Below are 22,023 nucleotides of genomic sequence, written 5' to 3'. Positions count from 1 at the left end.
ATCGGCGCGGAATTTTAGTTATATAAAAATTCTTAAACAGTATTTTTCAGAATAAATACACGTCTCTAAGATTGCCCTCAAGCCAGGCGCAATCACCTTCCTCTGCCCGGCACTTCATACCCAAGGAGAACGAGCATGAGTGCATCTGTGCGTAGCATCGACGGTCAGGACGAAACCACCATTCTGCGTGAAATCCAGAGCGCGCTGCGCGATCTGCGCTTCGGTGCGGTGGAGATCACCGTGCACAACGCCCAGGTCGTGCAGATCGAGCGCAAGGAAAAATTCCGCCTCCAGCAGCCAGGCAACAAGTCCGGCTGATACCGCCCCCTCTAACAAACTAGAAAAATGCCAATCGGGAGCTTCACCATGTCCATCCGCCGTTATGCGCTTGCCGCTCTGGCCAGTGCCGTTTTTGCCGGTTCCGCGATCGCCAAGGACTACGAACTGCTGAACGTGTCCTACGACCCGACCCGCGAGCTGTACCAGCAGTACAACGCCGAGTTCATCAAGCACTGGCAGGCCGCTCATCCCGGCGACAAGGTGAAGATCCAGCAATCCCATGGCGGCTCGGGCAAGCAGGCCCGTGCGGTGATCGATGGCCTGCGCGCGGACGTGGTGACCCTGGCCCTGGCCGGCGACATCGATGAAGTGGCCAAGCTCGGCAAGAGCCTGCCGCAGGACTGGCAGAAACGCCTGCCTGAGGCCAGCACGCCCTACACGTCCACCATCGTGTTCCTGGTGCGCAAGGGTAACCCCAAGGGCATCAAGGACTGGGGCGACCTGATCAAGAAGGACGTCTCGGTCATCACCCCCAATCCCAAGACCTCCGGCGGCGCCCGCTGGAACTTCCTCGCCGCCTGGGCCTATGGTCTGAAGACCGGCGGCAGCGAAGACAAAGCCAAGGCGTACGTGCAAGAGCTGTTCAAGCACGTGCCGGTGCTCGATACCGGCGCCCGTGGCTCGACCATCACCTTCGTCAACAACGGCCAGGGCGATGTGCTGCTGGCGTGGGAGAACGAAGCGTTCCTGGCCCTGAAGGAAGACGGCGGCAGCGACAAGTTCGAGATCGTCGTGCCGTCCCTGTCGATCCTCGCCGAGCCACCGGTAGCGGTGGTCGACAAGAACGCCGAGAAGAAAGGCAACACCGAGATCGCCACCGAGTACCTCAAGCACCTGTACAGCCCGGCCGGCCAGAAGATTGCCGCCGAGAACTTCTACCGCCCGCGTGACGAAAAGGTCGCTGCCGAGTTCGGCAAGCAGTTCCCGAAACTGGAGCTGGTGACCATCGACAAGGACTTCGGTGGCTGGAAAACTGCACAGCCCAAGTTCTTTAACGATGGTGGTGTGTTCGATCAGATTTATCAGGCACAGTGATCGGCCATGAAAACTTGCGGGGCCGCGGTGAGGCCCCGAAAAGCAACACCCTTCAGTAGCCTGCACCAGCCCGGGATCACGCCCGGGCTTCGTGCGTTCAACCAGGGAACTTTATGTCACGTCGTATTTCCCCCGTCATACCCGGCTTCGGGCTGACACTGGGCTACACCTTGGTGTATCTCAGCCTGATTGTGCTCATACCGCTGGCCGCCATGTTCGTGCATGCCGCGCAGCTCACCTGGGAACAGTTCTGGAGTATCGTCAGCGCTCCGCGGGTTCTGGCCGCGCTCAAGCTGAGCTTCGGCACCGCCCTGTTCGCCGCCCTCATCAATGGTGTGATCGGCACCCTGCTGGCCTGGGTGCTGGTGCGCTACAGCTTTCCCGGTCGCAAGATCATCGATGCGATGATCGACCTGCCGTTCGCTTTGCCCACCGCTGTGGCGGGTATCGCCTTGACCGCCTTGTATGCGCCGGCCGGCTGGGTTGGGCAGTTCGCGACCGACCTGGGCTTCAAGATCGCCTACACCCCACTGGGCATTACCCTGGCGCTGACCTTCGTCACCCTGCCGTTCGTGGTGCGCACGGTGCAGCCGGTGCTGGCCGATATTCCGCGTGAAGTCGAAGAGGCCGCTGCCTGCCTGGGTGCCAAGCCGCTGCAGGTGTTCCGCCACGTGTTGGCCCCGGCGTTGCTGCCGGCCTGGCTGACCGGCTTCGCCCTGGCGTTCGCCCGGGGCGTAGGCGAGTATGGTTCGGTGATCTTCATCGCCGGCAACATGCCGATGAAGACCGAGATCTTGCCGTTGCTGATCATGGTCAAGCTCGACCAGTACGATTACACCGGTGCCACCGCCATTGGCGTGCTGATGCTGGTGGTTTCCTTCATCCTGCTGCTGCTGATCAACCTGTTGCAGCGGCGCATCGAAACCCCTTGAAGGAGGCCCGGTAATGTCTTCGTCATCCCTTGGCGCAGCGGCCGCCGCCAACGCCGCCCGCCGTGGCAGTGCCACCTCAAGGCGTGTGCTGATTGCCCTGGCCTGGCTGGTGTTCGCGCTGTTCTTGCTGCTGCCGCTGTTCATCGTCGTGTCCCAGGCCCTGAAGAATGGCTTTGGCACGTTCTTCGAAGCCATCTTCGAGCCCGACGCCCTGTCGGCGCTCAAGCTCACCCTGTTCGCGGTGATCATCTCGGTGCCGCTGAACCTGGTGTTCGGCGTCAGCGCCGCCTGGTGCGTGAGCAAGTACACCTTCCGCGGCAAGAGCCTGCTGGTGACCCTGATCGACCTGCCGTTCTCGGTTTCGCCGGTGATCGCCGGTCTGGTCTATGTGCTGATGTTCGGTGCCCAGGGGCTGTTCGGCCCCTGGCTGCAGGACCACGACATCCAGATCGTGTTCGCCCTGCCGGGTATCGTGCTGGCGACCATCTTCGTGACTGTGCCTTTCGTGGCCCGAGAGCTGATCCCGCTGATGCAGGAACAGGGCACGCAGGAGGAGGAGGCCGCGCGCCTGCTCGGCGCCAACGGCTGGCAGATGTTCTGGCACGTGACGCTGCCGAACATCAAATGGGGCCTGATCTACGGCGTGGTGCTGTGCACCGCGCGGGCCATGGGTGAGTTCGGCGCCGTGTCGGTGGTGTCCGGGCATATCCGTGGCGTCACCAATACCTTGCCGCTGCACGTGGAGATCCTCTACAACGAGTACAACCATGTCGCGGCCTTCAGCGTGGCCAGCCTGCTGCTGATCCTGGCGCTCTTCATCCTGCTGCTCAAGCAGTGGAGCGAGAACCGTATTAACCGCCTGCGCCACAGCGCCGCGGAGGAATGATTCATGTCGATCGAAGTTCGTAACGTCAGCAAGCGCTTCAACGCCTTCCAGGCCCTGGACAACATCAACCTGGATATCAACAGCGGCGAGCTGGTGGCTCTGCTGGGCCCGTCCGGCTGCGGCAAGACCACCCTGCTGCGCATCATCGCCGGCCTGGAAACGCCCGACCAGGGCAATATCGTGTTCCATGGCGAGGACGTGTCCGGCCATGACGTGCGTGATCGCAACGTCGGTTTCGTGTTCCAGCACTACGCGTTGTTCCGCCACATGAGCGTGTTCGACAACGTCGCTTTTGGCCTGCGCATGAAGCCCAAGGGTGAACGCCCGAGCGAGAGCAAGATCGCCGAGAAAGTGCACGAGCTGCTGAACATGGTGCAACTGGACTGGTTGTCCGACCGCTACCCTGAGCAGCTGTCCGGCGGTCAGCGCCAGCGTATCGCCCTGGCCCGTGCCCTGGCGGTGGAGCCCAAGGTGCTGCTGCTCGATGAGCCCTTCGGTGCGCTGGACGCCAAGGTACGCAAGGAGCTGCGCCGTTGGTTGGCGCGCCTGCACGAGGACATCAACCTGACCTCGGTATTCGTCACCCACGACCAGGAAGAAGCCATGGAAGTGGCAGACCGCATCGTGGTGATGAACAAGGGTGTGATCGAGCAGATCGGTTCGCCGGGCGAGGTGTATGAACACCCTGCCAACGACTTCGTCTATCACTTCCTGGGCGACTCCAACCGCCTGAGTCTGAGCGAGGGCCAGCATGTGTTGTTCCGTCCGCACGAAGTGTCGCTGTCGCGCCATGAGACCGAAGGCCACCAAGCCGCCGAAGTGCGCGACATCCGCCCATTGGGGGCGACCACGCGTGTCACCTTGAAGGTGCCAGGACAGAGCGAGTTGATCGAGGCGGAAGTGGTCAAGGACCACGACAGCCTGTCGGGGCTGGCGCGGGGGGAGACGTTGTTCTTCCGGCCGAAGGTCTGGCAGAAGGTAGCGGACATCTGATCCATCGTGCACACCGATAACCCGGGCATCGTCCCGGGTTTTTTTGGACTGCAGGAATCTGTGGGAGCGGGTTTTGCCCGCGGATGCGTGGTAAAGAGGCGGGCGTAGTCGCGGGCGAACCCGCTCCCACGGAGGGTGTGCAACCCCACCTGTGCGCCAGGGCCATGCCTTGTCGCTATATTTCATATGCCGGGCAGGCATCGTTTTTTCGATGCACTGCTGCAGCCCTTGAACGACGCGGCCTGGGCGCAACCGTAGCTTCTCCATATTCAAAAAAGATCTATTTTTAATTTTAAATATTACTTTCTGGGATAAGCCTTCGCGCCCGATGATTCAGCCATGAATCACGCCCCCAGGGAGTTCTATCGATGGGTAATGTCCAGTCGGCCGTCAGGGCCTACGACCAGCCATGGCGTCCGGCATCGGGCGACCTGGTCGAGCTTGGACGCACGCTTCGCCTGCCATTGGGCCAACTGCGCCTGCAACGCACGCCTGTCAGTGGCCTCAAGCGTCGCGACACGCTGGCACTAGGGCTGCTGGTGTTGGCCCTGCATGGCGCTGCGGCCTACTGGATCAGCCAGGCGCCGACTCCAGTATTGCCCGTGGTTCCACCACAGATTCCGCCGATGACCATCGAGTTCGCCGCGCCCGCACCACCTGTGGTCGAGCCCCCTCCACCGGCTCCAGCGCCGCCCGTGGTCGAGCCGCCACCCCCTGTGGTGGACGAGCTGGCGGCCAAGCCTGCGCCAAAACCGATACCCAAGCCCAAGCCGAAACCTGCGCCCAAACCAGTGGCCAAGCCGCAGCCCAAGCCCGTCGAGGCGCCGCCCGCTCCACCGGTGGCGGCCCCCGCGCCGGTGGCTCCGCCGGCACCGGCGCCGGTTACGCCACCTTCGGCCAGCGCTGCCTATTTGAAGAACCCCGCGCCGCAGTACCCACAAATGGCCCATCGCCGGGGCTGGGAGGGGTCGGTGCTGCTACGTGTCGAGGTGCTCGCCAGCGGCAAGCCTGGGCAGATCCAGATCCAGAAGAGCAGCGGTCGCCAGGTGCTGGATGACGCGGCCCTCGCCGCAGTGAAGCGCTGGAGCTTCGTGCCGGCCAAGCAGGGCGAGGTGGCCCAGGTTGGCTGGGTCAGCGTGCCGATCGATTTCAAGCTTCGTTAATTCGCGCCCATCGACGTACAAAGGAAGACTTCATCATGAGCCTGTTGGCATCCCCACTCGAATCCGTTGAAAGCGCCGTCATCTGGCTGCTGGTTGGTTTTTCCGTGGCCACTTGGGCGTTGGCCTTGGTCAAGGTCGTGCAGTTCGTGCGCCTGAAGCACCAGGATCGGCGCTTCCATGAGCAGTTCTGGGCGGCCTCGAGCCTCGATGCGGCAGCCCAGCCCAGCCACGATCTGCCCGGCCCCGCCGCCCGGGTGGCCCAGGCAGGCTACGCGGCGATTGCCGTCGGGGAGCCAGGCCAGGCCAATGACCTGAGCCATGCCATCAATCATCAGGACCGTCTGGAGCGCGCGCTGCGTCAGCAGATCGTGCGTGAACGCCGCTCCCTGGAAACGGGCCTGGCAGTGGTCGCCAGCATCGGCAGCACCTCGCCTTTCATCGGCCTGTTCGGCACTGTGTGGGGCATCATGGAAGCGCTCAAAGGCATCAGCGCGGCAGGCTCGGCGAGCCTTGAAACCGTGGCCGGGCCGATCGGCGCGGCGCTGGTGGCCACCGGGGTCGGTATCGCCGTCGCAGTGCCTGCGGTGCTGGTCTACAACTACTTCCTGCGTCGCCTCAAGCTGACCGCCGCCGACCTCGACGATTTCGCCCATGACTTCTACAGCCTGGCGCAGAAGAGTGCCTTCCGCGTACTCGTGCACCCTGCAGTGCACAAGGCCCAGACCGGATTCACCCAACCGGTGAAGGAGGCTTCCTGATATGGCCTTCTCGACCCAGGACAGCGATGAAGTCCTCAGTGAAATCAACGTCACGCCCTTGGTGGACGTCATGCTGGTGCTGTTGGTGGTGTTCATCGTCACCGCACCGCTGCTGACCAACGCCATCCCCATCAACCTGCCCAAGACCGAGGCCGTGGCCCCGGTCGAGCAGAAGGACCCGCTGGTGGTGAGCATCGATGGCAGCGGCAAGCTGTTCATCAACAAGGACGAGATCCAGCCCGATCTGCTGGAAACCAACCTCAAGGACGCCAAGGCCAAGGACGCCGAGCTGCGCGTCCAGTTGCAGGCCGACGATGGCGTCAATTACGGCGAAGTGGCGCGGGCCATGGCTGCCATCGAACGCGCCGGGATCAGCAAGTTGGCGGTGATCACCGCACGCTGACCGGCAATCCCTCTTCAGGCAAGTGCTTCAGGGCCATTTTCCTTGGCAGGGGATGGCCCTTTTTTTTTGGGCTGTACGTTTTGAGCTTCGTGCGGCAAGAGGGCACGAGTTAGCGACTGAAGCGTGTCGCTTAAAACTTAAAGCTATTAATAAATAGCGCCTTATTCCTTTACTGATATAACCGCCTCCTCAATACTGGTCCCAAGCACGCAAACTTCCAGGAGGCGTCCCCATGCGCAATGAGTCGATCCGTTACCTGATTGTGCCGGGCTGGCAAGGATCGCCAGACAACCATTGGCAAAGTCACTGGCAGCGTAGTCTGCCCAACAGCGTCCGGGTCGAGCAGCGCGACTGGCTCACGCCTCAGCGGCGCGACTGGGTCCAGGCGCTGGAGCAGGCAATCGCCGCCGAACGCTCGCCGGTGATCCTGATCGCTCATAGTCTGGGCTGCATCACCGTCGCTCATTGGGCCGTCCAGGCCCGCCCGGCCTTGCTGCGCCAAGTGCGCGGCGCATTGCTGGTGGCTCCGGCGGATGTCGAGCGGCCCACCTGCTCGCCCGCGCTGCGCAATTTCGCACCGATCCCGCTGCAGCCGCTGCCATTCCCGAGTCAGGTGGTCAGTTCGGACAACGACCCGGCCGTCAGTGTGCCGCGTGCATTGCACCTGGCACGGGCCTGGGGCGCAGAGGCGGGGCTGCTGGCCAATGCCGGGCATATCAACGTCAAGTCCGGCCATGAGCGCTGGGAGCAAGGTTTTGCCTACCTCTATCGCCTGCAAGGCCGTATCGAACAGCGGGCCTTGCGCCGCGCCTGATCCGCGAACCGTTCACGTACACCAAGACGCCCGGCCGGCGGCGGCCTCGGGCGGGAGCGCGTCATGACCATCCACAACACTTTCGGTCAGCCTTTGCTGACCTTCCCCGAGCAAGACAAAAGCCCATTGAGCATCCGCGCCAAGGCGCTGGTGTTCATCGACCCTCGTTCGCAACAGCTGCGCGATGCCTTGGAGCAACTGGCACCGCAACCGGTGCCGGTGTTGATCCGCGGCGAGACCGGTACCGGCAAGGAACTGCTGGCCCGACAGGTCCATCGTGCCAGTGACCGCAGTGGGTTGTTCGTCTCGGTGAGCTGCGCGGCGATCAGCCCGACCTACGCCGATGCCGAGTTGTTCGGCTACAGCGCCGGCACCCTAGGGGGAACCGCCAGCGGCCGGGCGGGCTGGTTCGGCTCGGCCAATGGCGGCACCCTGTACTTGGACGAGATCGCCGACCTGCCGCTGGCGATCCAGGGCAAGCTTCTGGCGGCGCTGGAGAACCGCGAAGTCACCCGCGTCGGCGCCCAGCGGCCGCAGCCGGTGGATGTCCGCTTGGTGGCGGCGTCCAGTATCGACCTGGCCCAGGCCGTGCGTGCCGGGCGCTTCAACGAGCGACTCTACCTCTACCTGCGCGAAGGCCAGCTGGAATTGCCGGCGCTACGCGAGCGGGTGGGGGATATCCTGCCGCTGGCCGAATACTTCATCGGAATCTACAGCCTACGCCTGGGCGTTCCGGTGCCGCTGATCAGCGAAGCCGCCCAGCAGGCCCTTGAGGCCCATGCCTGGCCCGGCAATACCCGCGAGCTGGAAAACGTCATCCACTTTGCTCTGTTGGTGAGCGATGCCGGGGAAATCCTCCCGCAGCACCTGGACCTGCCCGACACCACGCCGCTGGCCAGCCTGGCGCGCCAACTTGCGCAACTGGGCCAGAGCCAGGAGCCGCAAACGAAATCGGCGGTGCGCCAATTGCTGGCTTCGACGTTGGCGAGCCTGGGATAAACCTTGTGCTAGAGCGGGTAACCGTTGGTCAGAAGCGAATGCGGTAATGGCAAATTGTTTTAGTTATAAGCGGCTAAGCAAAAGATATTATTCCGGAATAAAAATTCCCGGTATCGTCCGCTTCACGCCCCCATTCAAAGGGTGGGCACCGACTTCGCCATCATCAATGGCTCCAGCTTGATAACAAGGATCACCATGAAAAAAACTCTGCTGACCACTGCCCTGGCCGCTGCCCTGTCGCTGGCCGGTTTCGCCAACGCCGCCGAGAAGCTGGTCGTGGCTGCTACCCCCGTACCCCACGCTGAGATCCTCGAACTGATCAAGCCAACTCTGGCCAAGGAAGGCGTGGACCTGCAGATCAAGGTCTTCACCGACTACGTCCAGCCTAACGTGCAGGTCGACCAGAAGCGTCTGGATGCCAACTACTTCCAGACCCTGCCGTACCTGAAGAACTTCAACGAAGGCAAGGGTACTCACCTGGAAACCGTGATCGGCGTACACGTCGAGCCGTTCGGTGGCTACTCCAAGAAGGTCAAGAGCCTGGCTGAGCTCAAGGACGGTGCCACTGTCGCCATCCCCAACGAAGGCAGCAACAGCGGCCGTGCGCTGATCCTGCTGCAAAAGGCAGGTCTGATCACCCTGAAAGATCCGAAGAATGCCCTGGCTACGCCCAAGGACATCGCCGAGAACCCGAAAAACCTGAAGTTCCGCGAGCTGGAATCGGCCATGCTGCCGCGCGTGCTCGATCAGGTCGACCTGGACATGATCAACACCAACTACGCCCTGGAAGCCGGTCTGAACCCGGCCAAGGACGCCCTGGTAATCGAAGGCAGCGACTCGCCGTACGTGAACTTCCTGGTTGCCCGCCCGGACAACAAGGACAGCGAGGCCATCCAGAAACTGGCCAAAGCCCTGACCAGCCCGCAGGTGAAGGAATTCATCGCCAAGAAGTACAGCGGTGCGGTGCTGCCGGCGTTCTGATCTTCACGCCTGAAAGAAAACGCCGACGCATTTGCGTCGGCGTTTTCGTTCATGCCCCCGATTTGGCCAGCGCCCGACGCAAGGCCAGGAGCCATTGAAGTTGCTCGTTCGAAATGGGTGGGCAGGCGCTGTTCATTGGGGGATTCCTGAAGGCTGTCTGAGTGCCCTTTGAGAGGCCATCGACAGGAAAGATCCCAGGTCAGGACGAAATTTCCGCGCCCGCCGACGAAGGGTACGCGTTGCGGCCGATCGCAGGCTTTGCTCCCAAGGGCACAGCGCCAAGCCGAAGAATGTCGCCGTACCTGTGGGAGCGGGTGGGGCTGCATGGCAGCCCCGGGGATTTCAGCTATTGCGCGGCAACCAGTTCAACAGAAACTCATTCACCACCTGCGGGCTCTCGAGACTCGAGATGTGCCCCGCGAACGGAATCTGCGCCGCCAGGCAGCCGATCAAGCGGGCCATTTCGTTGGACTCTGCCGGTGGCCGGGGAATGTCCTGGTCGCCACACAGCACGATAGTACGTTCGCCTGGCAATTCGCCCAGCCGCGCCAGCAGGTCTGGCCGGCCGAAAATCACTCGGCCCATCGGCTCGAGGCTTTCCCGGATCGCCTGGGCGCTGCTGGCCTTGAGCTGGGCGCGAAACTGCTCACGGATCTCAGGTACCGTCTGGCCCCCGGCATGGAAGAAGATCGGTACGACGATGTCGAGCAAGGCATCGCTGAACCCGCCCGCTGCGCTCGCGGCATCGAGCAGGCCAAAGTATTTCAGGCGGGTGGCGTCCGGCTCGGCGCCCAGGTAGGTGTCCATCAACACCAGGCGGTCGATGCGCTGGGGGTGCTCGATGGCCAGTTGTGCGCCCCACATGCCGCCGACCGACAGGCCGACCAGATGGCATTTCGGGATATCCAAGGCATCGAGCAATGCCAGGTGCTGGCGCGCCAACGCGCTCATGTCGGTGGTGGTGGGCGGTGGCGCTGCGGAGTCGCCGTGGCCCCAAAGCTCGGGCACGATCACCCGGTAGTGTTTCGACAGTGCCTCGATCTGCGGCTGCCACATGGCCGCTGACCACAAATAGCTGTGGCCCAGCAGCACGGGGAAACCTTGGCCCTGGTCGACATAGCTCATGCGGGCGCCGTCGATTTCAATGAAGTGCTTGTGCATCGGGATCCTCGGGAGCGGGTTGAAGGTCATGGCTCGGGCCGTCACTGTACCGGCAGCAGTCGCAAGGTGCTTTGCGCTGGAATCACACCCATCTGCGCCCGTTGATATCGCCCATTGATGTAATCCTCGGCTTGGTCGCCATAGTGCGGGTCGAACAGCACACCGCTCTGGCCTACCGGGTTGATGGTCAGGGCCGCGCCGGGGTCTGCGAAATCGATCAGGCGCCGGGTTGAGGGGCCGTAGTTGACTGCCCAGGGTGCCGGACCGATCTTCGCCGAGAGGTTGTTGGGCACCTCATGGGTACCGGGTGCGGCGAAGGGGCCAACGTTGAACAGCAGGTTCAGCGGCTTCTTCACTCCCAGCGGGTGGTTGTGGGTCAGGGTGTGGGCTTTGCCCCACTGCCAGCGGGCCGGGTCCTTGCCGAACGTCTCGCGCAGGTGAGCGAGGCTGCGTTGCCAGGCCAGCTTGACGATAGCGGTGCGGTCGGTATGTTCGCTGGCGCCGCGTAGCGCCCACCAAGGCGACTCGGGATCGGCCGCCAGGCGCGGCAGGGCTGCATCGATGACGCGGGTGTTGATCAGGACCGGGAACCAGGTATCTCCCAGTTCGTCGTGCAGGGCTGCGAAGGCCAGTTCATACAGGAACTGGTTGAACAGGGTCGCACTGGTCGAATCCTGCGGGTAGTCGCCCCGCCAGGCGGCCAATTGTTCCACCAGTTCCTTCTCCTGCTCGCCCAGAGCGATGGCGCGCAAAGTGCCCAGCAGCGGTGCCAAGGTGCGTGGGCCGTAGTCGGTGGCGGTATCGAGCTGCAAAGCTTGGGTGTTTTGGGTGTCCCACTGGATACCTGGCGCGGCCAGGTGTCGGTCGAGCTGGCGACCACGATCGGGCAGGTTGTAATAGCCAGGGACCGGCACGACGGCCGGAGGCTGGAAGTTGGCCGAGACGATGTAGCCGCTGGCAGGGTTCTCTTGCTGTGGGTTCACGCTGAACGGGTAGAAGCCGGGTTTGTCGGCCTGGGACGTGCTGCCATCGAGAATGAACGACGGATTGACCCCCTCTGGGCGCACCGGCAATTGCGCTGCTGCCCACCACCCGATGTCGCCACGGGCATTGGCCCAGACAAGATTCAGGCCGGGGGCATGGATTTTCGCTGCCGCGTCGCGCATCTTGCCCAGGGTATCGGCGCGGTTGACCTGATAGAAGCCATCGAGCAAGGGGTTGTCGGTTTCCAGGAATGCCCACCACATGGCAATCGGCCTAGGCCCGGCGGTGGCGCCGATCACATCGTTGACGATCGGGCCGTGGGGCGAGCGACGTAGGGTGATAGACGCGGGGGCCTGGCCTTTGACAGCGATCTGCTGCTCGACTTTTTCCAGCGGCTGCCACCTGCCAGCGACCCTGACCTGATCGGGGTCGTTCGGGTTGACCTGCTCGGCGATCAGGTCCACGTCGTCGTTCTGGAACATGGTCAGGCTCCAGCCGAAGTCCAGGTTGTGACCGAGCAGGGCGAAGGGGTTGAGCGCCTGGAAGTAGCCATACAGGTTGAACCCCGGTGCCGACAGTTCGGCCTCGTACCACACTGCCGGGACGGCAAAGCCAATGTGCGGATCGCCGGCCAGCAATGGGCGGCCGCTGCGCGTGCGGGTGCCAGACACGGCCCAGGCATTGCTGCCTTCGAACTGGGGGATGCCGGCCTCGCCCAAGGCTTCGTGACTCAAGCGTGCCAACTGCTCCAGGCTGCGCCAGTCCGCAGCAGCCAGGGGCGCGGCCAGGGCGCCGTCCGGTTGCCAGTCGAGATCGAAGATTTCCAGGTACTGAGGGCCGAGCTGATCGCGGATATAGGTCAGCGCAGGCTCGGTGCGAAAGGCAGCGGCAAAACTGTACGCCAAGTAGCCGGCGATGCTGAGCGTGTCCTCGGCGGTGAAGGGGCGTGGGTGGATGCCCAGCAGGTCGAACTCCATGGGCTTGGGGTGGCTGGCCTGCCATTGGTTGACCCCGTCCAGGTAGGCCTGTAGCGCCTGCCAGGCCGGCGATTGCTGGTCCTGGCGCTGGGCCATGCGTGTGGCCTGTTCGCGGATACGCAGGCTGCGAAACAGGGTGTCGGTGGGGATCAGGTCGGCGCCCAGCACTTCGGCCAGCTCTCCACGGGCCAGGCGCCGCAGGATTTCCATCTGGAACAACCGGTCCTGGGCATGCACATAGCCCAGGGCACGGTACAGGTCAGACTCGTGCTGCGCCTGCAGATGAGGGACGCCGCGAGCGTCGTAGCGTACGCTGACCGGCGCCTCGAGGCCGGCAACACTTGCCTGGCCCTCGCGCTGTGGCTGCTTGCCTTGCACGTACCAGTAACCGGCGCCTACGGCAGCGGCAATCGCCACTGCCAGCAGGGTCAGGCTGCGCTTCATCAAGACTCCTTGTGCATTCGAGCGAAAAGTGTGGTCCGATCATCGACGGATTCGCGAACTGAGCATAGTCCCCTGGAAGGAGTCTCCATGTCCCTCAGCGAAAAACAGAAAATGCTGACTGGCCAGCTTTACCATGCCGGCTGCCCTGAACTGCAAGCCGAGCAGATCGCCAACAAGCACTGGATGCACCGCTACAACAGCAGTGTCGAGCTGCTCAACGACGCCCGCCACGCGCTGTTGGTCGAGCACTTCGGCCATGCCGGCCCAGGCGCAGTGATTCGTCCGCCATTTTATTGCGACTACGGCTACAACATCAGCGTGGGTGCCAACACCTTCATGAATTTCAATTGCGTGATTCTCGATGTGTTGCCGGTCCATATCGGCGAGGACTGCCAGATCGGCCCTGCGGTGCAGATCTACACCGCTGACCATCCGCTGGACCCCGAGGTGCGCCGCAGCGGGTTGGAGAGCGGCCGGCCGGTGCGCATTGGCAACAACGTGTGGATCGGTGGCGGGGCGATCATCCTGCCGGGCGTGAGTATCGGCGACAACGCCGTGGTGGGCGCCGGCAGCGTGGTCACCCGCGACGTGCCGGCCGGGGCGATCGTGGTGGGCAACCCCGCGCGGGTGCGTCAGCCGGCCCAAGGGCAGTAGCAGCCCTGGGCCAGGGTGTTGGACGCGTTGATCTTGCGGCCTTCGACCAGCGCCTTGAGGACCGGCTCGATGAAGCTGTTGCTGGCATTGCACACGGCGCCCTCGCTATAAGGGCCGAAGTAGGCCAGGCGGCCTTCGCGGTCCCAGATGGCCACGGCGGGAGACGCTGGCAGGTGCTCGCTGCCGGGCAGCGCGGCCAAGGGTTGGAGCGCCGCCAGGTTGTCAGGCAACTGGCCTTGGCTACCGGGCTTTTGCACCACATGAAAGCGCACGCCTTGAGGTGCGAAATGTTCGATCAGCTCGCCCAGGTGCTGCTGGTTGCCGACGTTGCAGGGGCAGGCCGGGTCCCAGAAATGCACCACCCGGATCGGGCCTGGGCCGGCCAGCTCGGCGGGCAACTGCAACTGGCTGCCCTCGAACAGCGTTGTCTGGTCGTCGAACGTGCGCAGGTAACGCGCCTGGAAACTGGCGTACGCCCACCAGAGGACGGCAGCGCAGAGCAGCAATGCGAAGGCGGTGAGCAGGGATTTTCGGGTGGGCATGGTGTGTCCGCAGGATTTGGGGCAGCGAGAACCCTGTGGGAGCGGTCTGTTCTGGCGAAGGGTCTAGCTTGCCACGATGACGCCCAGAGCTGAATATCACAGGTCAATACTCGCTTCGCTGTGGATCCGCCCGATGCCCGCCACCTTTCACCCCGACCTCCTGCGCGCCAGCCTTGCGCCCTTGGCGGCCCGCCACCCTCTGTCGTCCCAAGGCCTGGACTACCAGCGTTTCTATGGCCTGGACCTGCCGGTGTGCCAAAGCTGGCTGGGCGGCTTCAAGGCGGCGGGCTTCGAGTTGGTGGGGCAGGTGTGGTTGCCGCAGCGGCCTGTGGCGACGATGTTTCTGCTGCACGGCTACTACGACCACATGGGGCTGTACTGCCATGTGATCGAATGGGCGTTGGGTCAGGGGTTCGCGGTCATCAGTTGCGACCTCCCAGGCCATGGGCTGTCGAGTGGCGAACGGGCCAGCATCACTGATTTCGCCGTCTACCAGCAGATGCTCGATGCTTTGTTCGAACAAGCCCGTCTGCTCGACTTGCCACGCCCATGGCATCTGTGCGGGCAGAGCACTGGCGGGGCGATCGTGGTGGACCACGTGCTGCACCACGGCGAGCAGAGCCCGGCCGATGGCCAAGTGATCCTGCTGGCGCCTTTGGTGCGGCCACGCTCGTGGTATTGGTCGAAACTCAGCTATTGCGTGCTGCGCCACTTCGTCAACGGCATCGAGCGGCGCTTCAGCGAGAACAGCAACGATCCGGCGTTCCTGCCGTTCCTGGAGGCCGACCCACTGCAACCTCGGCGGTTGCCGACGGCCTGGGTCGGGGCCCTGGTGGCCTGGGTCAAGCGTATCGAGGCCGCGCCGCGCAGCGTGCGGCGACCGGTGATCGTGCAGGGGGAAGCCGACGCGACGGTGGATTGGCCCTACAACCTCAAGGTGCTCAAGGCCAAGTTCGCCGAGCCGCAGATCCTCATGCTGCCCGAGGCGCGTCATCATCTGGCCAACGAGTTGCCGGCCATTCGCCAGCGCTACTTCGCCTTCATCGATCAGCGCCTTGGCTGATCACTGCAGGTCTGCGGCGCTCCGCCCCACCGCCAAACCGGCGCGCACCGCTTCCAGGGCAGCCTTGTAGTAGGCCTTGCCCTCGGCGGATTCGGCGAAGGTGGCGAATTCCTCGAGCTCGGCGTCGGACAGGTCGCGGTAGACGTACAGCAGGGTGTTGTTCAAATCCTCGCCGATCTGCTGCATCAGGCGCTGGCGCTGGCCATCGAGCAGGCTGCTGGCCTGACCTGCCCCGAACAGGCCGGGGATCATGGAGCTGAGGCTGTCGGCCGCGACGCCGGCGATTGCCAGGCTCACCTCGGCACCGGCTTCCCGGGCAGGCAGGGCCTGGGCCAGGTGGCCGATGATCAACATACGGTTGTCGCTGGCCTGGATCTTCGGCAGGCCCTTGGCATTCTTGGCCAGTTGGTCCTTGCGCGTGGCCAGCAGTTCGGCGGCCACGACCTTGCGCCCAAGCGGCGACTGGAAGAAGGCCAGCGCAGGCGCAGGGTTGGGCAGGTTGGCGCGCAATTGCGCCTGGGCCCGGCGGTCCATGGCCTGGGCCTGGAAACGCTGGTTGCTGTTGTTGACCAGCGCCTGGTAGACCGCAGGCGGCAGGCTGTTCTTGTAGCGCTGCTGGGCAGCACTCACGGCATCGGTGAAGTGGGCGCGCTGGTCGGGCCAGCCGGCGACCTTGTACAGCTGATCGAGACTGTCTGCCCAGACAGGCATGGTGCAGATCATCGTCAGCAGCAGGGTAAACAAACGGCGCATTCAGGACTCCTGTCGGCAGGCCGCTATTGTCCTTGGGGCGGCGTGGCTTTGTCGAGACGCCGATGACGGTTGGCGGCCAAGTGGCGCTGTCGGTTTTCACGGCGAGTCGATACTATGCGCCATGCCCATCTCTCTTGAATATCCGATGCTTTCTACCATCGTCGACGACCTGGCCAACCGTGGTTGGTCCCGCCAGCCTTTTTTCCTGCCCGAAGCATTGATCAGCGCCTTGGCGGCCGAGTGCCGACACCGTGCCGCCGAGGGCGAATTGAGCCCGGCCGGCGTGGGGCGCGGCACCGGACAAGAGGTGCGCGAAGCGATCCGTGGCGACCGCATCCAATGGCTGGAGCCGGGTGAGTCCGAGGCCTGTGACCGTTACCTGACGGCCATGGACAGCCTGCGCCAGGTGTTGAACCAGGGCTTGTACCTGGGCCTCGAGGACTTCGAGTGTCATTTCGCCTTGTATCCACCAGGCGCCTTCTATCGCCGTCATGTGGACCGTTTCCGCGACGACGACCGACGCGCGGTCTCGGCCATCCTCTACCTCAACGAGAATTGGCAACCGCAGGACGGTGGCCAGTTGCGCATGTTCCTCGCCGAGGACGCGCAGCTGGATGTGCAGCCGGAGGCGGGCAGCCTGGTGGTGTTCCTGTCTGGCGATATCCCCCATGAAGTCTTGCCGGCCAGGCGTGATCGCCTGTCTCTGACCGGCTGGTTCCGCCGTCGTGGCAATGAACCGTTCTGATTTGCCCAGGGTTCTGGTCAGCGCCTGTCTGCTGGGGCAGCCGGTGCGCTACGACGGGCGCGACAGCGGGCACCCGGATCTTCTTCAGCGCTGGCAGGCCGAAGGCCGCGTGGTGCCGCTATGTCCAGAAGTGGTGGGCGGCCTGCCGACACCCCGCCCCCCAGCGGAAATTCCGGGGGGCCAGGGGGCGGCGGTGCTGGACGGGCAGGCCCAGGTAGTGACGGTGACCGGGTTGGATGTCAGCGAAGCCTTTCTTGCTGGCGCCCGGCAGGCCCTGGCGCTGGTGCGTGAACATGGCATCCGTGTGGCGGTGCTCAAGGCAGGCAGCCCTTCATGTGGCAACCGGTTGACCTACGATGGGACCTTCAGCGGCGTGAAGGTCCCGGGGGAAGGGGTGACCACAGCGCTGTTGCGCCGCGAAGGCGTGCTGGTGTTCAGCGAGCTGGAGCTCGAAGACGCACAGCGAGCGCTGGAAGGTATGGGCCACTAGCAAGGATTCGCCAGACGATAAAGGTCGATGCCCCCTGCAGCGTTTGGCAGGCCATCACTGGCTCGCTGCCTGGTTCTTGAGCCACTTCTGTTCCAATGCCGTCAGACGGCCGTCGTCCTTGATGCGCTGCAGGGCATTGTTCACTGCGCTTTCGAACGCCGGGTTGTCCTTCTGGAATGGAATCACCCGTGCGTCGGCGCCATAGGGCTGGCTGATATCCAATTGCCCATCGAGTGTCTGTTTGGCATCGAGCTGATCGAGGGCGATGTCGAACTTGCCGCTCTGAACGCCAGGCAGCAACTGGTCCGCAGGGGCCTCGACGAATTGCGCACGCACATCCAGTTCCTTGGCGATGGCCTGGCCCAGCTCGATTTCAAAGCCAGTCAGGTGTTCGTTTTCCTTGTAGGCGTAGGGTGGGGTATCGGATTGCACGGCAATGCGCAGCTCGCCCCGGTCGTTGACGTCGTCTATCAGCTCGGCCTGGGCCAATGGGCTGATCAAAAGTGCCAGCAGTACGCCAGTGCTCAAACGCATGAATGCCCCCATTTTCTTTTGGCAGTTGAATATGTTTCGCCGCGACTTTCTGACTTGTTACGGTCGAATGCAGGCTATGACCTTAGCTGCGCTGCAATGTTTTGAGCGGCGATCATTTTTTCTGATCCTGTCCGGCAAGACCTTGGCGCCCAATTGAACTATGGTGATTTATCGCTGCGGTTCGTTAATGGACAGTAGTCAATGAAAGTGAAACACAGGAGATGTGAATGAACAGCCTATTTTCGCGTGCTGCCGTTGCCGGCTTGTTGATGGGGGTGTCGGTGTTCGCTGGCGCCGCGGACGCGCTGAAGAGTCAGGAGCCGCCCGAGGGCGCCAAGGTCTTCATCGTTTCCCCCGCTGACGGAGCGACCGTCGACAAGACCTTCACGGTCAAGTTCGGCATCGAGGGCATGGGGCTCAAGCCTGCGGGCGATGCGACCCCGCACACGGGTCACCATCACCTGCTGGTTGATGTCGACAAAGAGCCTGCGGCTGACCAGCCGCTGCCGACCACCTTGATGCCGGAGAACAACGCACCACTGCCGGCCGGCCCGCAAGTGTTGCACTTCGGCAAGGCGCAGACCGAAGCCACCATCACCCTGACGCCAGGCAAGCACACCCTGCAACTGGTCCTGGGGGACCGGTTCCATGTGCCGTTCAAGCCAAGCGTCGAGTCGCAGAAAATCACCGTGCAGGTGAAGTAAATCCCGACTCTTTCGCGGCCCTCTGGCACAGCGAGATGCTTGAGAGCGATACATGACCTGTGGGAGCGGCGGTTCGGCGCTCCGATTTACCCGCGAAACAGACACCGTCGATACACAGGCAAAAAAAAGGAGGCCACCCGGGCCTCCTTTTTTTATGCAGCGCAGTAACTTAGAACAGCACGCGAGAGCGGATAGTACCCTTGACCTGCTGGAGTTTTTCCTGCGCCAGGTCCGAGTATTCGGCATCCACGTCGATGACCACGTAACCCACTTTCTCGTCGGTCTGCAGGAACTGGCCGGAGATGTTGATCCCGTTTTCGGCGAAGACCTTGTTGATCTCGCTGAGTACGCCGGGGATGTTCTGGTGGATGTGCAGCAGGCGGTGCTTGCCTGGGTGCGCCGGGAGGGCAACTTCCGGGAAGTTGACCGACGATACGGACGTACCGTTGTCGCTGTACTTGACCAGCTTTTCGGCCACTTCCAGGCCGATGTTGGCCTGGGCTTCGGCGGTGGAGCCACCGATGTGTGGGGTCAGGATCACGTTGTCCAGGCCGCGCAGCGGGCTTTCGAACTGCTCGTCGTTGGAGCGAGGCTCGACCGGGAAGACGTCGATGGCGGCGCCGATCAGGTGCTGATCCTTGATCGCGGCGGCCAGGTGGTCGAGTTCGACCACGGTGCCACGGGCGGCGTTGATCAGGATCGAGCCCTTCTTCATCGCACGGATTTCCTTCTCGCCGATCATCCACTGGGTGGATGGCAGCTCAGGCACGTGCAGCGAGACGATGTCGGCCAGGCCCAGCAGCTCATGCAGGCTGGTCACCTGGGTGGCGTTGCCCAGCGGCAGCTTGGTCAGCGGATCGTAGAAGTAGACCTGCATGCCCAGGCTTTCGGCCAGGACCGACAATTGGGTGCCGATCGAGCCGTAGCCGACGATGCCCAGTTTCTTGCCACGGATCTCGAAGGAATTGGCCGCGCTCTTGATCCAGCCGCCACGGTGGCAGGAAGCGTTCTTCTCGGGGATGCCACGCAGCAGCAGGATGGCTTCGGCCAGCACCAGCTCGGCAACGGAGCGGGTGTTGGAGAACGGCGCGTTGAACACGGCGATACCGCGCTCGCGGGCTGCGTTCAGGTCGACCTGGTTGGTACCGATGCAGAAGCAGCCGACAGCGACCAGTTTCTTCGCGCAGTCGAAGATCTCTTCGGTCAGCTGGGTGCGAGAGCGAATGCCGATGAAGTGGGCATCAGCGATCTTTTCCTTCAGCTCTGCTTCCGGCAAGGAACCAGTGAGGTACTCGATATTGGTGTACCCGGCAGCCTTGAGGGTATCGACCGCATTCTGGTGCACACCTTCAAGAAGAAGGAACTTGATCTTGCTCTTGTCGAGAGAAGTCTTGCTCATCTGCGTAAACCTGTATCCCGGAGAAAAAATGGCAGGGGGGTAAAGCGGCGCGGCGTCGGCCTTAGCACGAACGGCGGGAGCGCTATGCTAGCATACGCGACAGAATCTGAGCTTATCCCGACAGGTGAAGAGTGCTCAGGGTGACTATGAATAGTTCGAGAGTTCAGCCGATGACCAACACCGCGGTACTTGATGAACTGATGACCCTGGTCGACCCGAGCAAGGTTCTTACAGACCCGGCTTCGCTGGAGGCCTACGGCAAGGACTGGACCAAGCACTATCCACCGGCGCCCTCGGCGATCGTCTTCCCTCGGTCCATCGAGCAGGTGCAGGCCATTGTCGCCTGGGCCAATCGACATCAAGTCGCGTTGGTGCCCTCGGGCGGGCGCACCGGCCTCTCTGCCGCCGCGGTGGCCGCCAACGGCGAGGTGGTGGTGGCCTTCGACTACATGAACCGGATCCTCGACTTCAACGCCTTCGACCGCACCGTGGTGTGCCAACCGGGCGTGATCACTCGCCAGCTGCAGCAGTTCGCCGAGGACAACGGCCTTTATTACCCGGTGGATTTCGCCTCGTCGGGCTCCAGTCAGATCGGTGGCAACATCGGCACCAATGCCGGCGGTATCAAGGTCATTCGCTATGGCATGACCCGTAACTGGGTAGCAGGGCTGAAAGTGGTGACCGGCAAGGGTGAGCTGCTCGAGTTGAACAAGGGCCTGATCAAGAACGCCACCGGCTACGACCTGCGTCAGCTGTTCATTGGCGCCGAAGGCACCCTGGGCTTCGTGGTCGAGGCCACGCTGCGTCTGGACCGTGCGCCGCGCAAACTGACCGCCATGGTGTTGGGTACGCCGGACTTCGACTCGATCATGCCAGTGCTGCATGCCTTCCAGGGCCGGCTCGACCTCACCGCGTTCGAATTCTTCTCCGACAAGGCCTTGGCCAAGGTCATGGGGCGTGGCGACGTGCCGCCGCCGTTCGAGACCGATTGCCCGTTCTATGCCCTGCTGGAGTTCGAAGCCAGCACCGAAGATGTGGCCAACGAAGCCCTGGCCACCTTCGAGCATTGCCTCGAGCAGGGCTGGGTACTCGATGGCGTGATGAGCCAGAGCGAGACCCAACTCAAGAACCTATGGAAACTGCGCGAGTACATCTCCGAAACCATTTCCCACTGGACACCCTACAAGAACGACATTTCCGTCACGGTTTCGAAGGTGCCGGCGTTCCTGCGGGACATCGATGCCATCGTCGGTCAGCACTATCCGGACTTCGAAGTGGTCTGGTACGGGCATATCGGCGACGGCAACCTGCACCTGAACATCCTCAAGCCCGATGACATGGCCAAGGACGCGTTTTTCGCCACCTGCGCCAAGGTCAACAAATGGGTGTTCGAGATCGTCCAGCGTTACAACGGCTCGATCTCCGCCGAGCATGGCGTGGGCATGACCAAGCGCGACTACCTGGGCTACAGCCGGTCACCTGAGGAAATTGCCTGCATGAAGGCAATAAAGGGGGTGTTCGACCCGAACGGCATCATGAATCCGGGTAAGATCTTCGCTCCTGAATAAGTACGCAGTATCCAGAGGAGTCGGCCATGAGTTACCAGCACCAGTACCTAGACGGCACGCGCATCCACTTTCCCCTGGGCAAGGTGGTCTGCATAGGCCGTAACTACGCCGAACATGCCAAGGAGCTGGACAACCCAATCCCCAGCGAGCCTCTGCTGTTCATAAAGCCCGGCAGTTGTGTGGTGCCCTTGGAGGGTGGTTTCAAGATCCCGACCGAGCGGGGGGCCGTGCATTATGAAGCGGAGATTGCCGTGCTGGTCGGCAAGCCGCTGTCGACCCACCCCAGCGAAGAAGAAGTGCGCGATGCCATTTCCGGCTTTGCCCCGGCCTTGGACCTGACCCTGCGCGACGTGCAGGCCAAGCTCAAGGAGAAGGGCCTGCCTTGGGAACTGGCCAAGAGCTTCGACGGTGCCTGCGTCCTGCCGCCGTTCGTGGTCGCCGACACCTTCGAGGACCTGACCGATATCGGCATTCGCCTGTCGATCAATGGCGAAGTCCGCCAGGACGGCAACAGCGCGATGATGCTCAACCCCATCGTGCCGGTCATCCAGCATATTGCCGCTCACTTCTCCCTGCTCCCGGGTGATGTCATCCTCACCGGTACACCCGTTGGCGTCGGCCCCTTGAGCGTGGGCGATGAGCTGGTGTTGGAGCTTCCCGGCGCGAGCCGCTTCGAAAGCCGCGTGTTGTGACCCGCTGACG

At 62.9% G+C, this 22,023-nt stretch carries 24 protein-coding genes; 18 read left to right on the top strand and 6 right to left on the bottom strand.

Going from position 1 to position 22,023, the window contains the following annotated elements; all coding sequences use genetic code 11:
- Positions 1 to 135 precede the first annotated feature (135 nt).
- From oscA to DQ397_RS14105, 11 genes are all read left to right on the top strand, one after another.
- Positions 136 to 318, top strand: a complete 183-nt coding sequence (gene oscA / locus DQ397_RS14155) for a sulfur starvation response protein OscA (protein WP_043211521.1) — start codon at positions 136 to 138, stop codon at positions 316 to 318.
- Between the two features lie 48 nt (positions 319 to 366).
- On the top strand, positions 367 to 1,374 hold the full coding sequence (locus DQ397_RS14150) for a sulfate ABC transporter substrate-binding protein (protein ID WP_043211519.1): 1,008 nt from the start codon (positions 367 to 369) through the stop codon (positions 1,372 to 1,374).
- A gap of 113 nt (positions 1,375 to 1,487) precedes the next feature.
- Entirely contained in the window at positions 1,488 to 2,306 is an 819-nt protein-coding gene (gene cysT / locus DQ397_RS14145) for a sulfate ABC transporter permease subunit CysT (protein ID WP_043211517.1), read from the top strand.
- Between the two features lie 13 nt (positions 2,307 to 2,319).
- Complete coding sequence (gene cysW, locus DQ397_RS14140; RefSeq protein ID WP_043211515.1) at positions 2,320 to 3,192, top strand: sulfate ABC transporter permease subunit CysW; 873 nt, start codon at positions 2,320 to 2,322, stop codon at positions 3,190 to 3,192.
- Positions 3,193 to 3,195: 3 nt separating this feature from the next.
- Positions 3,196 to 4,185 carry a sulfate/molybdate ABC transporter ATP-binding protein gene (locus DQ397_RS14135; protein ID WP_043211513.1) on the top strand — a complete coding sequence of 330 codons (990 nt, stop codon included), beginning with the start codon at positions 3,196 to 3,198 and terminating at the stop codon, positions 4,183 to 4,185.
- Between the two features lie 368 nt (positions 4,186 to 4,553).
- The gene (locus DQ397_RS14130) at positions 4,554 to 5,348 is read left to right on the top strand and encodes an energy transducer TonB (RefSeq protein ID WP_043211510.1); all 795 of its coding nucleotides are present in this window, start codon (positions 4,554 to 4,556) and stop codon (positions 5,346 to 5,348) included.
- Positions 5,349 to 5,383: 35 nt separating this feature from the next.
- Entirely contained in the window at positions 5,384 to 6,106 is a 723-nt protein-coding gene (locus DQ397_RS14125; protein ID WP_043211508.1) for a MotA/TolQ/ExbB proton channel family protein, read from the top strand.
- Position 6,107: 1 nt separating this feature from the next.
- Complete coding sequence (locus DQ397_RS14120; protein WP_043211507.1) at positions 6,108 to 6,509, top strand: biopolymer transporter ExbD; 402 nt, start codon at positions 6,108 to 6,110, stop codon at positions 6,507 to 6,509.
- A 232-nt stretch (positions 6,510 to 6,741) separates the two neighbouring features.
- A complete protein-coding gene (locus DQ397_RS14115; RefSeq protein ID WP_043211504.1) occupies positions 6,742 to 7,323 on the top strand; it encodes an alpha/beta hydrolase in 582 nt (193 codons plus the stop codon).
- Positions 7,324 to 7,386: 63 nt separating this feature from the next.
- The gene (locus DQ397_RS14110; protein WP_043211502.1) at positions 7,387 to 8,322 is read left to right on the top strand and encodes a sigma 54-interacting transcriptional regulator; all 936 of its coding nucleotides are present in this window, start codon (positions 7,387 to 7,389) and stop codon (positions 8,320 to 8,322) included.
- A 195-nt stretch (positions 8,323 to 8,517) separates the two neighbouring features.
- Positions 8,518 to 9,303: a MetQ/NlpA family ABC transporter substrate-binding protein gene (locus tag DQ397_RS14105; RefSeq protein WP_043211500.1), complete on the top strand. Its 786-nt coding sequence runs from the start codon at positions 8,518 to 8,520 to the stop codon at positions 9,301 to 9,303.
- Between the two features lie 342 nt (positions 9,304 to 9,645).
- Here DQ397_RS14105 and DQ397_RS14100 read toward each other — a convergent pair whose 3' ends face one another.
- Entirely contained in the window at positions 9,646 to 10,464 is an 819-nt protein-coding gene (locus tag DQ397_RS14100; RefSeq protein ID WP_043211497.1) for an alpha/beta fold hydrolase, read from the bottom strand.
- 41 nt (positions 10,465 to 10,505) lie between these two features.
- The gene (locus DQ397_RS14095) at positions 10,506 to 12,869 is read right to left on the bottom strand and encodes a penicillin acylase family protein (RefSeq protein WP_043211495.1); all 2,364 of its coding nucleotides are present in this window, start codon (positions 12,867 to 12,869) and stop codon (positions 10,506 to 10,508) included.
- 87 nt (positions 12,870 to 12,956) lie between these two features.
- Here DQ397_RS14095 and DQ397_RS14090 point away from each other — a divergent pair, with 87 nt between their 5' ends.
- On the top strand, positions 12,957 to 13,523 hold the full coding sequence (locus DQ397_RS14090) for a sugar O-acetyltransferase (RefSeq protein ID WP_043211492.1): 567 nt from the start codon (positions 12,957 to 12,959) through the stop codon (positions 13,521 to 13,523).
- On the opposite strand, the gene DQ397_RS14085 is transcribed toward DQ397_RS14090, so the two are convergent.
- Positions 13,502 to 14,065, bottom strand: coding sequence for a DUF6436 domain-containing protein (locus DQ397_RS14085; protein WP_043211490.1), 564 nt, complete (start codon positions 14,063 to 14,065; stop codon positions 13,502 to 13,504). The genes DQ397_RS14090 and DQ397_RS14085 overlap by 22 nt on opposite strands.
- A 133-nt stretch (positions 14,066 to 14,198) precedes the next feature.
- Here DQ397_RS14085 and DQ397_RS14080 point away from each other — a divergent pair, with 133 nt between their 5' ends.
- Positions 14,199 to 15,128, top strand: a complete 930-nt coding sequence (locus DQ397_RS14080; protein ID WP_043211488.1) for an alpha/beta hydrolase — start codon at positions 14,199 to 14,201, stop codon at positions 15,126 to 15,128.
- Here the strand turns inward: DQ397_RS14080 and DQ397_RS14075 are convergent, their stop codons facing one another.
- Positions 15,129 to 15,881 (bottom strand): DUF2059 domain-containing protein, encoded by a 753-nt coding sequence (locus DQ397_RS14075; RefSeq protein WP_043211487.1) that lies wholly within the window; start codon positions 15,879 to 15,881, stop codon positions 15,129 to 15,131. It abuts the gene before it with no gap.
- 121 nt (positions 15,882 to 16,002) lie between these two features.
- Between DQ397_RS14075 and DQ397_RS14070 the strand changes: the two genes are divergently transcribed.
- Complete coding sequence (locus DQ397_RS14070) at positions 16,003 to 16,626, top strand: 2OG-Fe(II) oxygenase (RefSeq protein WP_043211485.1); 624 nt, start codon at positions 16,003 to 16,005, stop codon at positions 16,624 to 16,626.
- On the top strand, positions 16,613 to 17,116 hold the full coding sequence (locus DQ397_RS14065; protein ID WP_043211484.1) for a DUF523 domain-containing protein: 504 nt from the start codon (positions 16,613 to 16,615) through the stop codon (positions 17,114 to 17,116). Before DQ397_RS14070 ends, DQ397_RS14065 begins: the two co-directional genes overlap by 14 nt.
- Before the next feature lie 54 nt (positions 17,117 to 17,170).
- On the opposite strand, the gene DQ397_RS14060 is transcribed toward DQ397_RS14065, so the two are convergent.
- Entirely contained in the window at positions 17,171 to 17,650 is a 480-nt protein-coding gene (locus DQ397_RS14060; protein WP_043211568.1) for a transporter substrate-binding domain-containing protein, read from the bottom strand.
- Between the two features lie 227 nt (positions 17,651 to 17,877).
- On the opposite strand from DQ397_RS14060, the gene DQ397_RS14055 reads away from it, so the two are divergent.
- Positions 17,878 to 18,354, top strand: coding sequence for a DUF4399 domain-containing protein (locus DQ397_RS14055; RefSeq protein WP_043211481.1), 477 nt, complete (start codon positions 17,878 to 17,880; stop codon positions 18,352 to 18,354).
- A 169-nt stretch (positions 18,355 to 18,523) separates the two neighbouring features.
- On the opposite strand, the gene serA is transcribed toward DQ397_RS14055, so the two are convergent.
- On the bottom strand, positions 18,524 to 19,753 hold the full coding sequence (gene serA, locus DQ397_RS14050; RefSeq protein WP_043211478.1) for a phosphoglycerate dehydrogenase: 1,230 nt from the start codon (positions 19,751 to 19,753) through the stop codon (positions 18,524 to 18,526).
- Positions 19,754 to 19,923: 170 nt separating this feature from the next.
- Between serA and DQ397_RS14045 the strand changes: the two genes are divergently transcribed.
- Both DQ397_RS14045 and DQ397_RS14040 read left to right on the top strand, forming a co-directional pair.
- Complete coding sequence (locus tag DQ397_RS14045) at positions 19,924 to 21,321, top strand: FAD-binding oxidoreductase (RefSeq protein WP_043211476.1); 1,398 nt, start codon at positions 19,924 to 19,926, stop codon at positions 21,319 to 21,321.
- 26 nt (positions 21,322 to 21,347) lie between these two features.
- Positions 21,348 to 22,013, top strand: a complete 666-nt coding sequence (locus tag DQ397_RS14040; protein WP_043211473.1) for a fumarylacetoacetate hydrolase family protein — start codon at positions 21,348 to 21,350, stop codon at positions 22,011 to 22,013.
- Positions 22,014 to 22,023: the final 10 nt, after the last annotated feature.

The sequence above is a fragment of the Pseudomonas sp. CK-NBRI-02 genome (genome assembly GCF_008124495.1).
GTDB lineage: Bacteria > Pseudomonadota > Gammaproteobacteria > Pseudomonadales > Pseudomonadaceae > Aquipseudomonas > Aquipseudomonas guariconensis.
Note: the sequence above shows the minus strand (reverse complement) of the source record. Positions and strands in the feature narration are given on the sequence as shown.

Coding starts and splice junctions, on each gene's coding strand:
- DQ397_RS14105 (WP_043211500.1), top strand. CDS start 8,518: ATGAAAAAAACTCTGCTGACCACTGCCCTGGCCGCTGCCCTGTCGCTG.
- DQ397_RS14065 (WP_043211484.1), top strand. CDS start 16,613: ATGAACCGTTCTGATTTGCCCAGGGTTCTGGTCAGCGCCTGTCTGCTG.
- DQ397_RS14100 (WP_043211497.1), bottom strand. CDS start 10,464: ATGCACAAGCACTTCATTGAAATCGACGGCGCCCGCATGAGCTATGTC.
- DQ397_RS14060 (WP_043211568.1), bottom strand. CDS start 17,650: ATGCGTTTGAGCACTGGCGTACTGCTGGCACTTTTGATCAGCCCATTG.
- cysW (WP_043211515.1), top strand. CDS start 2,320: ATGTCTTCGTCATCCCTTGGCGCAGCGGCCGCCGCCAACGCCGCCCGC.
- oscA (WP_043211521.1), top strand. CDS start 136: ATGAGTGCATCTGTGCGTAGCATCGACGGTCAGGACGAAACCACCATT.
- DQ397_RS14080 (WP_043211488.1), top strand. CDS start 14,199: ATGCCCGCCACCTTTCACCCCGACCTCCTGCGCGCCAGCCTTGCGCCC.
- DQ397_RS14135 (WP_043211513.1), top strand. CDS start 3,196: ATGTCGATCGAAGTTCGTAACGTCAGCAAGCGCTTCAACGCCTTCCAG.
- DQ397_RS14075 (WP_043211487.1), bottom strand. CDS start 15,881: ATGCGCCGTTTGTTTACCCTGCTGCTGACGATGATCTGCACCATGCCT.
- DQ397_RS14120 (WP_043211507.1), top strand. CDS start 6,108: ATGGCCTTCTCGACCCAGGACAGCGATGAAGTCCTCAGTGAAATCAAC.
- DQ397_RS14150 (WP_043211519.1), top strand. CDS start 367: ATGTCCATCCGCCGTTATGCGCTTGCCGCTCTGGCCAGTGCCGTTTTT.
- DQ397_RS14045 (WP_043211476.1), top strand. CDS start 19,924: ATGACCAACACCGCGGTACTTGATGAACTGATGACCCTGGTCGACCCG.
- DQ397_RS14130 (WP_043211510.1), top strand. CDS start 4,554: ATGGGTAATGTCCAGTCGGCCGTCAGGGCCTACGACCAGCCATGGCGT.
- DQ397_RS14110 (WP_043211502.1), top strand. CDS start 7,387: ATGACCATCCACAACACTTTCGGTCAGCCTTTGCTGACCTTCCCCGAG.
- DQ397_RS14115 (WP_043211504.1), top strand. CDS start 6,742: ATGCGCAATGAGTCGATCCGTTACCTGATTGTGCCGGGCTGGCAAGGA.
- DQ397_RS14040 (WP_043211473.1), top strand. CDS start 21,348: ATGAGTTACCAGCACCAGTACCTAGACGGCACGCGCATCCACTTTCCC.
- DQ397_RS14085 (WP_043211490.1), bottom strand. CDS start 14,065: ATGCCCACCCGAAAATCCCTGCTCACCGCCTTCGCATTGCTGCTCTGC.
- DQ397_RS14090 (WP_043211492.1), top strand. CDS start 12,957: ATGTCCCTCAGCGAAAAACAGAAAATGCTGACTGGCCAGCTTTACCAT.
- DQ397_RS14125 (WP_043211508.1), top strand. CDS start 5,384: ATGAGCCTGTTGGCATCCCCACTCGAATCCGTTGAAAGCGCCGTCATC.
- DQ397_RS14070 (WP_043211485.1), top strand. CDS start 16,003: ATGCCCATCTCTCTTGAATATCCGATGCTTTCTACCATCGTCGACGAC.
- DQ397_RS14095 (WP_043211495.1), bottom strand. CDS start 12,869: ATGAAGCGCAGCCTGACCCTGCTGGCAGTGGCGATTGCCGCTGCCGTA.
- cysT (WP_043211517.1), top strand. CDS start 1,488: ATGTCACGTCGTATTTCCCCCGTCATACCCGGCTTCGGGCTGACACTG.
- serA (WP_043211478.1), bottom strand. CDS start 19,753: ATGAGCAAGACTTCTCTCGACAAGAGCAAGATCAAGTTCCTTCTTCTT.
- DQ397_RS14055 (WP_043211481.1), top strand. CDS start 17,878: ATGAACAGCCTATTTTCGCGTGCTGCCGTTGCCGGCTTGTTGATGGGG.